The following is a 12,099-nucleotide window of genomic DNA, read 5'->3' as shown; positions in this document are numbered from 1 at the left end:
TTTATTCTTCGGGCATCAGCACCACTCCCAGTTTCTTCTTGCCATCCATCTTTACCACCATTGGCTGGCGGAAATGTACATGCCGCAGGTACTTCGTCTCGTGTACGGCAGGCTGTGCATTCAGGAATTCCTGGTTGTATACGCCGTCATTCATAAAGGCGTTGATGGTAAAGTATCCCACTCCAAAGGAGGTCAGGTTCTGGAAGAAGTGGGTTCCCTGGCTGGGGTCTACCCGGTAGTTGGTCAGTCCGGCTTCCACTATCACGCGGGCAGCGCTGATGTGCGGCCACTTCACGGGGATGCCGAGCCAGGTGTCACTGCTACCCCAGCGTCCGGGACCTACAAGGACATAGTTGCGGCCTTCGTCCAGGAACTGCTGGTTCAGCTTCTCTATCTCCCAGGCAATCTCCTGGTTGTGGGAGGCACTATAGTCGTCTGTCTTCACATAGATAATGTCATGTATCTCGTTCATGATGCCATGTCCCAATGAGTTGTTGGAACGGAGCAGTACCTGGTCGTCCGGAATGGCGGTAAGGTCTTCATCCAGCATCTCCTTGGTGTCGACTATCGGGCGGATTTGCAGCAGGTAGAAGGTGCCGGTTTTGTCCTTCTCACGGCTCATGGTGGCGGCAAACTCTATCTCTACGGGACGGCGCATCTCCTGCTCTCCGTATTTCAAAGCCAGTTGCAGGATGCGTGGCAGGGGGAATACGTCGTGTTGCAGGATGTTGGCAAAGGTGATGACTTTGCGTCCACCGGGATAAAGCCCGTCGCGGATAATCTGGTCGTAAGGGTCGTAGGTGGAGGCTATGTAGTTCAGTGCTCCGTCCTTTTCCGCTTCTTTGACGTGCAGTTTCAGCAGGTTGAAGCCGTCGTCGATGGAGAAGTCGTGACCGGCATTGCGCAGGTCGAGGGCATAGAAGCGGGTCTGAGTCTCTTTGAGGGCAATCTCCATTTCGCTGGTTTGCAGCACCTGGTTGGGGTGATAGGGCGAGAAGCGGAGCGTCATGCCGCCGTCCACAATATATTTGCCCAAGCCGAGTGCCAGATTGACGATACCTTCTTCCGCCTTCTCGTCGCCGATGGGGTAGTAGTTGAGCGAACGTGCCACGCCGGACATGCTGGGGTAATAGCGGTCGCCATACTGGTTGCCTACCACCTCTTGCAGGATGACAGCCATCTTTTCCTGGTCGATAACGTTGCTCGTTGCCTGCATGTATGCCTTCGAGTCGCGGAAGTAGACCGAAGCATATACTCCCTTGATGGCATCGCTCAGCATGCGCAGCATCTCGTACTTGTCGTCCAGATAGGGAATCATATAGGTGTTGTAGATACCGGCGAAGGGCTGGTAGTGCGAGTCTTCCAGCAATGAAGACGAACGGATGGCAAGCGGCGACTTCACCACGTCGAAGAAGGTGAAGAAGTCTTCCACCAGACGGTCGGGCAGCTTGGCTTTGAGGAAGTAGCGCAGGATGACGTCATCATCGGCATCGGACAAGGCTATCTGATACAGATTGTTGGTATCCATAAACTCGTCGAACACATCGGTACAGAGCACGATGGTCTTGGGGATGGCAACACGGGCATTCTCAAACTCTTCGAACTCGGGGTGATGCTTCACCAGGTTGTCGATGAAAGCAAGTCCGCGCCCCTTGCCTCCCAGCGAACCGTCGCCGATGCGGGCAAAGTTGGAATAGCGGTCGAAGCGGTCGCGCTTGAAGACTGCCACCACTCCTTGGTTTTTCATCTTGCGGTATTTCACGATAGCCTCGAAGATAATTTTACGGTGGGCATCCACGTCTTGCAAGCTATTCCAGGTGATGGGCCGCAGAAACTCTGCCACGGGAAACATGGCACGCGAGTAGAGCCAGCGGCTGACGTGGTTGCGGCTGATGTGGTAAAGGAATGATTCTGCCGGAACAGCAAAAAGAATGTTCTGCAGCTCTTTGAGATTCTTTACGCGGGCAATCTCTTCCAGCGTGTCCGGGTTGCGGAAGATAAAGTCGCCGAAGCCGAAATTGTCTGATACAATACGGCGCAGGTCCACATCCATCTTTTTGGAATTCTTGTCGATGAAGGCGGCATCGTATTTGGCTGCATACGCTACGTTGTCCGATTCGCTGGACTGTATGATAAGGGGTACAAACGGGTCTTCCTTGCGGATGGCGGCACAGAGCTTGATACCGGCCAGTCCGTCCTTCTCGCCCCGTTCTACGCGGGGGAAGCGTACGTCGGTGATGACACCTAATATATTATTCTTATATTTTTGGTAGATGCCAAAGGCTTCTTCATAGGTACGTGCCAGTACAATTTTGGGACGTCCCCTCATGCGCAGTGTGCGCTGATGGGCATTCAGTGCTTCGGTAGAGAATTCCTGGCTCTGCTTCAATACGAATTTATACAGATTGGGCAGGATGGAGGAGTAAAAGCGGATGCCGTCTTCCACCAGCAGGATGAGCTGCACACCCACTTCGTTGACGTCGTGCTCCAGGTTCATCTTGTCCTCTATCAGCTTGATGATGGAAACCAGCAAGTCGGTGTTTCCCAGCCAGCAGAACACATACTCAAAGGGACTGAGGTCTTCATTGGCAATACGCTTGGTGATGCCGTGGCTGAAAGGGGTAAGTATCACCATCGGAATCTGTTCATACAGGTTTTTGATGTATCGTGCCACGTCGAAGCTGTCGTTGTCTCCCGTGCCCGGCATGCAGATGATGAGGTCGAAAGAGATGGAGGACAGCTGTGTCAGCGCCTCCTCGCAAGTGGAAACCTGCGTGAAACGGGGAGGGTAGCGCAAGGAGAGCGAAGTGTATTCATTGAATATCTTTTCGTCGATGCGGCCGTCATCTTCCAGCATGAAAGCATCGTAAGGATTGGCTATCAGAAGGACGTTGAAAATGCGCCGTGTCATGAGGTTGGCAAACTGTGTGTCCTTGAAATAGAGCTGGTTTAATTTGAACTTACTGAGCATGGCTTCTCATGATTTGTTGGTTTCGGAAGGCAAAAGTAATAGAAATCGAACCTATTCGGATAGTTTTTCGACCGTTTTTTTTATATTTATGCGTAATATTGCATCCGAAAAACAATATATGACCTATGTCTGCTCCATATCCGTTTCCATATAAATCCGTTGCATGTACATTTTTGCTGTTATGGGTGTTCGTTTTTTTGTCCGCTGACTTGTTTGCCGGTTCATTCCGCACCTTGGGTATCAAGGAGGGATTGGGCAGTCGGCAAGTATTCCAGATAAACAAGGATTCAGCCGGATTTGTCTGGGTGTATACTCATGTCGGGATAGATCGTTATGACGGGAATGAAATCAAGCATTACAAGTTGGACGGAATGGTTGATTCCAGGGACAATATCCAGTCTTCCACTACCATGATGTGTGATAAGGAGGGTATTGTCTGGGTTGCATTGAAGAATGGAAAAATCTATGCATACAACAAACTGACGGACTCTTTCCAATTGCGTGTGGACTTGGCCGATTACCTGCCTTCTCCGGTATTGTATAATATGCTGTTTGATGACGAAAACCGTTTGTGGTTGTGTATGTCGAAGGGGCTTTATTCTTGGGAAGAAAGTGCAGGGCTGTCTTTTGCCGGATTGAAGGGGCAATCTGTCCGTTGCATAGTCCAAATGGAAGATGAAGTGTTTTTTGCAGGCACCGACAAGGGTGTCTTCCGGCTGACGAAGGCAGGAGCGGCAGGTTCTTCGTCTTTTGAGACGAGGCCGGTTGACCTGCATACAGAGATGCATGTGGAATCGCTCTATGTCTTCGGAGCGAAGCTGTTCATCGGTACCTTTTCAAACGGCGTATTTGTGCTTGACGGTCCCGAAGGGCAAATACATTCCTTGAATGACCGGATTCCTCATGTACCTATCCGTTCGTTTGCAAGGACAAAGGATAATTTGCTGCTGGTGGGAGCCGACGGTGCAGGTGTTTTTTGCATGGATGTCGCTACCGGAGAACTTTTGAACCATTATATGAATAACGGGGATGATGACAAAAGCTTGAGTGGTAATACGGTATCCGATATTTGTGTGGATGAATCCGGAGTTGTATGGATTGGCACTTCTACGAATGGCATCAGCTATCTGGATCCGGAGATGCCGGATGTCTATAGAATCAGGCACGAACGCAATAATGATAATTCCCTGAAGTCGGACCATGTAAATGTGATGTTTCAGGACTCGGAGGGAGATTATTGGTATGGTACAAACAACGGCGTCAGCCTCTATCAACCTCGGTCACGCAAATGGACTCACTATCTGGACGGTACGGAATATAGTGGCAAAGTGGTATTGGCGCTTGCCGAAGACTCCGGGGGAAACATCTGGGTAGGTGGCTATGGTATCGGTGTCTATTGTATTCATAAACAGACCGGACGGGTACAGAAGAAAGAGAAAAGAAATGCACATCCGGAGAAGGGAATGGCCACCGACTATGTTTATGCCATTTATGCGGAAGGGGATTATGTCTGGTTCGGTGGTATTGAAGGAGAGTTTACCCGTTACGATATACGGACGGATACTTATACATATTACCCGATTGATTGCATAGGTGACATAAAGCCGGGTAAGGGGGGCTCATTACTGATTGCCGGTTGCAGCGGGTTGGCCGTCTTTGATAAGAAGTCGGGAGACACGCAGTGGCATCAGACGTTTGGAGACATCTCTCTGCATTATCCTGTCCGTTGCCTGATGCAGTCCTCATCCGGCGATACCTGGCTGGCTACAGACGGGGAAGGCCTTATACGTGTTGGTCCGGATGGGAAAGAGGTGCATGCCTATACCGTAGATGACAATCTGGTTTCCAATTCCATCAATAGTCTGCTGGAGGATAACGAAGGGCGTATCTGGTTCAGTACGGAGAAGGAATTGTATTGCTTGGATTGTTCCCGGGATATTATCATCAGTGCCAATGATTTTTTGGATGTCAGCTGGGGATATTACAACCCGAATGCTGCCCTTAAGTTGAAGAATGGATGTCTTGCTTTCGGTACCGCAGAAGGGGTTCTTTCCTTCCTTCCGTCTTTGAACTTGGGGACTCATGCACCCGTTGAGCTGATTCTGACAGACTTTAAACTGCTTTATGAATCAGTCAAAGCGGGAATGAAAGGCTCTCTTTTGCAAACGAATATCAATGATACCCGGAAAATAGATTTGAAGTATAATCAAAACTCCTTCTCAATTTCCTTCTCTGCCATCAACTTTGCAGTCCCGCATCGTATTAGGTATGAGTATAGGCTCGAAAATTACAATGAAGAGTGGGAACACTCCAATTCAGTGCGGAACGTGAGCTATATGAATCTCTCGTCCGGTAAGTATGTATTCCGCTTGCGGGCATTTGATAAATACACCGGGCAGCAGGTGGGAGAAAGAAGTCTGGACATTGTCATTCATAACCCTTACTGGGTTTCGTGGTGGGCGCTGTTCATCTATTTCATCTTGTTGTCTGTCTTTGTCTACATATTTGTGCAGTATAGGAGGCATAAGGTGAACGAAGGGCGTATAAGGGACAAGATACGTTCCTTTATCAGTATAGCCCATGATATCCGTACACCGGTTACTTTAATAAAGGCTCCGCTGAGCGAGCTCGAAGCGCAGGAGGGACTTCCGGAGCAGGGTAAGAAAACCGTTGCGGTGGCAATGAAGAATGTGGAAAAACTGATGGGAATGATTACTCAACTGCTTGAGTTGCAGAAAACGGAACTGCATGCCGAGGAGTGTCTGAAGGTTTCTCCATACGACATTAAGGCTTATCTGGAGGAAAAAATGGCGGAGTTTCACTTAGCCGCCATGCAGAAGAGCGTCGGGATAGAGTTGGAGGTGGAGCCGGATATGCCCAAGGTTTGGATTGACCGGGAAAAGATGGATCATATCATAGACAATCTGCTCTCCAATGCCTTGAAGTATACAGAGAAGGGAGTCATTCACATACTGGTGAAGACTGCAAGAAAGAAGTGGACTATTGAAGTGAAGGATACGGGTATCGGCATTCCAAAAGAGGAGCAGGGCAATATTTTTCACGAATATTATAGAGCCCAGAATGCCATGAACTTTGAGGAAACCGGTTCGGGTATCGGTCTGATGATTACGCGCCGCATTGTGAAACAGCATCACGGCACCATCTCTTTCAGTAGCGTGGAGGGACAGGGAACTACGTTTACGGTAACTTTCCCGCAGAGGATAAAGGCGAGCGTGGCGGTGGAAGCGAAGGCTGACGGCCAGGAAGAAGCTCAGGCCGCTACCGGGGCTGTGCATGAAGAAACGGAACGTGCCGGGAAGAATGTCCTTCTTCTGGCGGAGGACGATGCGGATATGAGGGAGTATCTGGTGGACAGCTTGTCTTCCGAATATAAGGTAGTTGCCGTGCCCGACGGCGGAAAGGCATTGGAGACGGCAAGGGAAATCAATCCTGATATTATTATCTCGGACATTGTGATGCCGGTACTGGAAGGTGATGAATTGTGCCGGATTCTGAAGTCATCGGTAGATACAAGCCATATACCTATTATATTACTGACCGCACTGAGTGAGAGGGAAAATATCATCTTCGGACTGGAAGCCGGTGCCAATGACTACATCATCAAGCCTTTCGACTTGTCTGTGCTGAAAGTGCGTATTAGGAATATTCTTCAGAATAGGCAGCATTTGCGCGAAACCGTGTTGGCGATGGATGCGCAGCCCGAAGAGACAGACTATACCAGCCAGTTGGACAAGGAGTTTCTGGACAAGGTTATGAAGGTGATTGAGGAGGAGTTGTCCGATTCGGAATTCTCCATCAATGACTTCTGCCGGATGCTGGGCATGAGCCGCACTTCTGTCTACAATAAGATAAAGACGCTGACCGGGCAGGGACCGAATGACTTCATCCGCATTGTCCGTTTGAACAAGGCAAAAGAGCTGCTGGTTTCCCGGAAATATTCGATAGGGGAAGTGGCGAATATGGTCGGATTTTCTGACCCGAAATATTTCAGTACATGCTTCAAAAAGCAGTTTGGTACCAGTCCCAGCAAAATTTAGAGCCATGAAGACTGCTTTTGAACCACTGCTGACAAGTATTAAACCTTTTTTGTCAGAGAATAAACCCTTGTCTCCCTGATAGTGCGTAATATTGTGGACAGTAAACAATATTAAAAAACGCATATAAAAAATGGAAACGTATTTAGGTCTTGATTTAGGAGGCACGAAGTTGCTGATTGGCGAAATGGATAGCCGTGGCAACATTTTGAGGTATAAGAAATATGACTCCGGTTACTTTAATCAGCAGGCTGCGCTGGAAATCATCAAGTCGTCGCTCGATGATTATATCCGTACCGTGGGCTGGTATGACCAGAAACCGGTAGCGATGGGTGTTGGGCTGATAGGGCGTGTAGATCCCAACGAAGGTGTCTGGCTGCAGATTGACCCGAGCAGGACACAGCGGATTGAGTTGGCAAAGGAACTGTCGGATATATATGGCATGCCTTGCCATATAGACAATGATGTGAAGAGCGCTACAAGAGCCGAACGCGTCTGGGGATTCGGACAAATTTCCAAAAACTTCATATACGTAAATGTAGGTACAGGCATTGCCGTGGGTACGGTGATAAATGGGAGACAAATCCGTGGCAGCCATTTCAATGCCGGCGAAGTGGGACACGTGCGTGTAGGTGTGAACATAGGCATTAAATGCGGTTGTGGACGGATGGACTGTGTGGAGGCGATTGCTGCCGGCATAGGTTTTGACAATTGTGCCCATCTGCTCCGCAACCAGTATGAGACCAGCCTGCATATTCCGGCTGAAAAAGGGGAACGGGTGATTGTGAGTGAGGTGTTTGCACTTAGTCAGAAAGGTGACCCTCTCTGTACGGTGCTGGTGGAGAATGCAGCTGAGGCGCTTGCCAATCTTATCATGAATCTGGTACGTGTGATTGACCCGGACACGGTGGTGTTGGGTGGAGGCATTGTGGCCGACGGGTATATGCACGAGAAGATTCTGGAGAAACTTCATCCTACGACCATGCGTTTTGTCAGCAACGGGGTTGTCATTACGAAACTGAATCCCGGATTTATCGGGCTTCTGGGGGCCGGCGCGGTGGCGATGAATATGTGATTAGGAATTAATGATTAAGAATATGAAAATAACAATAACAAAGAATGAAAAGGAGTTTGACTGCACGGCTGCATGGCGCATCATCGGGCAGATGTTGAATGAACCGGAGAGTGTGATAGGACTTTCGACGGGACGTACTACCGGCAATCTTCATCGGTTGGTGGGAGAAATCTATACTAAATATCCGTTTAAGGTGGATACCGTTACTTTCTTCGGATTGGATGAGGTAACGAATGTGCCGCGCGAATATGCCGGAGCATGCTACACGATGCTGAAAACGGAGTTGATGGATACATTGGGCATCAAGGAAGAGAATTTTTTGATGCTGCCTACCATTTCTGGTGATTTTGAACAGTCATGCAGGGATTTCCAGCAGAAAATTGCGAACCGTGGCGGTATTGATTTGCTGATTTTAGGGTTGGGTGAGAATGGACACCTGGGGTTCAACCAGCCGGAATCTCCCTTTGGCGGTGAAGCATGGGTGACCCGGATGAATGTGGAACTGGAAGAACGCATCCGTAGAGAAACGGGTACTCCTCCCGATAAAGAGTTGGGAGGGGCTACTTTGGGAATAAAGAACATTATGCAGGCACGCCGGATTGTACTGGTTGCCAAAGGGACTAATAAAGCGGATATTGTCAAGCGGATGCTTGAAGGGCCTGTGACAACAGATGTTCCTGCTTCCATCCTTCAGCTTCATCCCAACTGTGAATTTCTGCTGGATGAGGCGGCGGCAAGCATGCTTAACTGCTAAGTCGCCTTGCAGGCGACTGATAACTAATTATTTGAATTAATAATCAAAATACTATGACACAACAAGAAAAACAAATAAACTATATGGGGCCCTTCATCACGATGGTGTTCTTGTTCTTTATTGTAGGTTTCCTTACGACTGCCAATACTCAGTTTCAGGGTCCTCTGAAAGAAACTTTTCTTTCGGAAGTGGGCGGGTTGAAAAATACTTTTGCTACTTTGATTACTTTCTCCTGGTTCCTTGCTTATCCGGTTTGTGGAGGGGTAGGCTCGTCGTGGATTAGCAAATACGGATATAAAGGAACATTGATGCGTGGATTGCTGGTGATGATTGTGGGACTTGGTTTGTTCTTTGCCTCTTCCTATTTCACAGTACACTTTCCTGAAGCGAATTGGCATGCAGGAAATAATGTTATCCCTGGAGGGTTCTTGATTTTCTTACTGGGTTCTTTCGTGGTAGGGGCTTCGGCTACCATTCTGCAAGTGGTTATAAATCCTTATCTGACGGCTTGCCATGTCAAGGGTACCCAGTCCATTCAGCGTTTGGCTATAGGCGGTTCTGCCAATTCTGTGGGAACTACGCTTGCTCCTTATTTCGTGACTGGTGTCGTGTTTGGCGGTCTGTCTATGGAGGACATTCAGATTGACCAGCTGATGGTTCCGTTCCTTGCCTTGATGGCTGTTATTTCTTTGATTGTATTGTTGTTGATGAAATTGTCTTTGCCCGATATCCAAGGAACCAGGGTAGAGAAGGGAGAGAAGCTGGAAAAAAGTGTATGGTCCTTCCGTCATCTGACATTGGGGGTAGTGGCTATCTTCTTTTATGTGGGAGTGGAAGTCTGTATCGGAGCCAATATCAATCTGTACGCCATTGAGATGGATTATGCTTCTCCGGCACTGATGGCTACGCTCTATTGGGGTGGTATGCTTGTGGGCCGCCTGGTGGGGAGCAGCCTGAGCAGAATTTCTCCCCGCGTGCAGTTGACGGTTACTACGGTATCGGCAGGACTACTCGCCCTACTGGCCATTCTTCTGAATAATCCGTGGCTGCTCACGGCAGTAGGTCTGTTCCATTCCATCATGTGGGGAGCTATCTTTACTTTGTCCGTTGCCCATTTGGGAAAATACACTTCGGTGGCTTCGGGTGTGTTCATGATTGGAGTGGTAGGCGGTGCCATATTGCCCTTGTTGCAAGGAGTGCTTGCCGATGTTCTTGGAGGCTGGAGATGGTCATGGTTCATCGTTCTTTTTGGAGAAGCGTTTATGCTGTATTATGCATTGATAGGTTCACGGGTCCGTCAGACCTGCGATAATTTGTAATTAAAGATAGTACTTATGAAAAAAATTAGAATGATGATGGCTGCCGCTTTGGGCGTATTGGTTTCATGCGGTAGCGTTAAGCCGGGAGAAGAGGTCGTTGCGGCTTCCCGCAATTCGAAGGTTGTGGTTGCTTATGTTACTTCGTGGAGTGAGGTGATGCCCGACCCGCAGTACATGACGCATATCAACTATGCGTTCGGTCATGTAAACGAGAGCTTTAACGGTGTCAAGATTGATAATGAGGAACGTTTGAGACAGATTGTTGATTTGAGGAAACAGAAGCCGGAACTGAAAGTGCTGCTTTCCATCGGTGGCTGGGGAAGCGGACGTTTCAGTGAGATGGCTGCCAATGATGAATATCGCCGTGCTTTTGCCGCGGACTGTGCCCGTGTGGTGAAGGAGTTCGCTTTGGATGGCATTGACATCGATTGGGAATATCCCACCAGCTCTATGGCAAATATATCTTCGTCACCGGACGATACGGAGAATTTTACACTTCTGATGCAGGATATCAGAGCTGCCATCGGCAATGAAAAGGAACTGACACTTGCCACCGTAGCTTCTGCCCGTTACATTGACTTCAAGGCTATCTTGCCTTCCGTCGATTTTGTGAATATCATGGCTTATGACATGGCTTCTGCTCCCAAGCACCATTCGGCGCTTTATCCGTCGGGACATAGCGGTGACATTACTTCGGACGGTGCCGTTACTGCACACTTGAAAGCGGGCGTACCGCCTTCCAAGCTGGTGATGGGTATGCCCTTCTATGGTCGTGGAGGTGACGGTTATCCCAGCTTCCAAGACTATAATAAGGTAGGGAATACGGATACCCAATATACTGAAAAGTGGGATGAGGTGGCTCAAGTGCCTTATCTGGCCGATAAGAATGATACGTTGGTATTTGGTTTTGAGAATCCCCGTTCACTTGCCATCAAGTGTCAGTATATTCTGGATAAAGATTTGCTGGGAGGCATGTATTGGGATTATAGCGGAGACAATGAGCAGGGTGATTTGCGCCGTACAGTAGCAGAAAACCTGTTGGGCAAGCCGCACAAGGCGAAGGTACTGGTGTTGACGGAACGTGGCGGACAGCACGGAGGATTTACGGATGCCGGTTTGAGGTGGTTGGCGGCCGAAGGTGCAAAGGGGAATTTCAGTATTACCGAGATAAACAATGCCAGGAACATAACGGAGGCTTACTTGTCGCAGTTCAGCCTGGTTATTCAATTGGATTTCCCGCCTTATACTTGGCCGAAGGAAGCGGAAGATGCGTTCGTCAAGTATATAGAAGAAGGGCATGGCGGCTGGATTGGTTTCCATCATGCCACTTTGCTGGGCGAGTTTGACGGTTATCCCATGTGGCAATGGTTCTCTGATTTCATGGGTGGTGTACGTTTCAAGAACTACATAGCTCCGCTGGCCAACGGTACGCTGATTGTGGAAGATAAACAGCATCCGGTAATGAAGGATGTTCCGGCCTCTTTCGTTGTGCCCGATGACGAGTGGTATACTTATGACAAGAGCCCGCGCCCCAATGTACATGTACTGGCCAATGTAGACGAATCGAGCTACACGCCTGCGTCGGACATCAAGATGGGCGATCATCCGGTGGTTTGGGTCAATGAAAACAAAAAGGCACGCAATGTTTATTTCCAGATAGGGCATAGTAGTAAGTTGTACGAAACGGAAGGGTTTACGACCATGTTCAGAAATGCCATTAACTGGACTTTAGAAAGGTAATACTTTTTATAATCAATGGATTTGGAAGAAAACGGGTACGTACAGAAACGTATCCGTTTTTTTATGGGTTTAAACTTTATCACTTTAAGTTTAAAATAAAACGTTTTTTATGGATGTGTTAGTAAATGAACTCCTTATGAGAAATATTCAACTTCCATTTCTTGTTTAGTACGTAATTTCGCTTA

The 12,099-nt window shown here is 48.5% G+C and carries 6 protein-coding genes; 5 read left to right on the top strand and 1 reads right to left on the bottom strand.

Annotated features, from left to right (window positions below; all coding sequences use genetic code 11):
* Position 1 precedes the first annotated feature (1 nt).
* Entirely contained in the window at positions 2-2,971 is a 2,970-nt protein-coding gene (locus tag JXR92_RS16905) for a PEP/pyruvate-binding domain-containing protein (RefSeq protein ID WP_138345807.1), read from the bottom strand.
* Positions 2,972-3,096: 125 nt separating this feature from the next.
* Between JXR92_RS16905 and JXR92_RS16900 the strand changes: the two genes are divergently transcribed.
* From JXR92_RS16900 to JXR92_RS16880, 5 genes are all read left to right on the top strand, one after another.
* A complete protein-coding gene (locus JXR92_RS16900; protein ID WP_138345810.1) occupies positions 3,097-7,029 on the top strand; it encodes a hybrid sensor histidine kinase/response regulator transcription factor in 3,933 nt (1,310 codons plus the stop codon).
* A gap of 130 nt (positions 7,030-7,159) precedes the next feature.
* Positions 7,160-8,101 carry an ROK family protein gene (locus JXR92_RS16895; protein ID WP_138345812.1) on the top strand — a complete coding sequence of 314 codons (942 nt, stop codon included), beginning with the start codon at positions 7,160-7,162 and terminating at the stop codon, positions 8,099-8,101.
* 22 nt (positions 8,102-8,123) lie between these two features.
* Positions 8,124-8,855, top strand: coding sequence for a 6-phosphogluconolactonase (locus JXR92_RS16890; protein ID WP_057097540.1), 732 nt, complete (start codon positions 8,124-8,126; stop codon positions 8,853-8,855).
* A 53-nt stretch (positions 8,856-8,908) separates the two neighbouring features.
* A complete protein-coding gene (locus JXR92_RS16885; protein ID WP_016272970.1) occupies positions 8,909-10,174 on the top strand; it encodes an MFS transporter in 1,266 nt (421 codons plus the stop codon).
* A 15-nt stretch (positions 10,175-10,189) separates the two neighbouring features.
* Entirely contained in the window at positions 10,190-11,914 is a 1,725-nt protein-coding gene (locus tag JXR92_RS16880; protein ID WP_138345814.1) for a glycosyl hydrolase family 18 protein, read from the top strand.
* Positions 11,915-12,099: the final 185 nt, after the last annotated feature.

Origin of the sequence: Bacteroides parvus (assembly GCF_017309675.2) — a bacterium.
GTDB classification, from domain to species: Bacteria; Bacteroidota; Bacteroidia; order Bacteroidales; family Bacteroidaceae; genus Bacteroides; species Bacteroides uniformis.
Note: the sequence above shows the minus strand (reverse complement) of the source record. Positions and strands in the feature narration are given on the sequence as shown.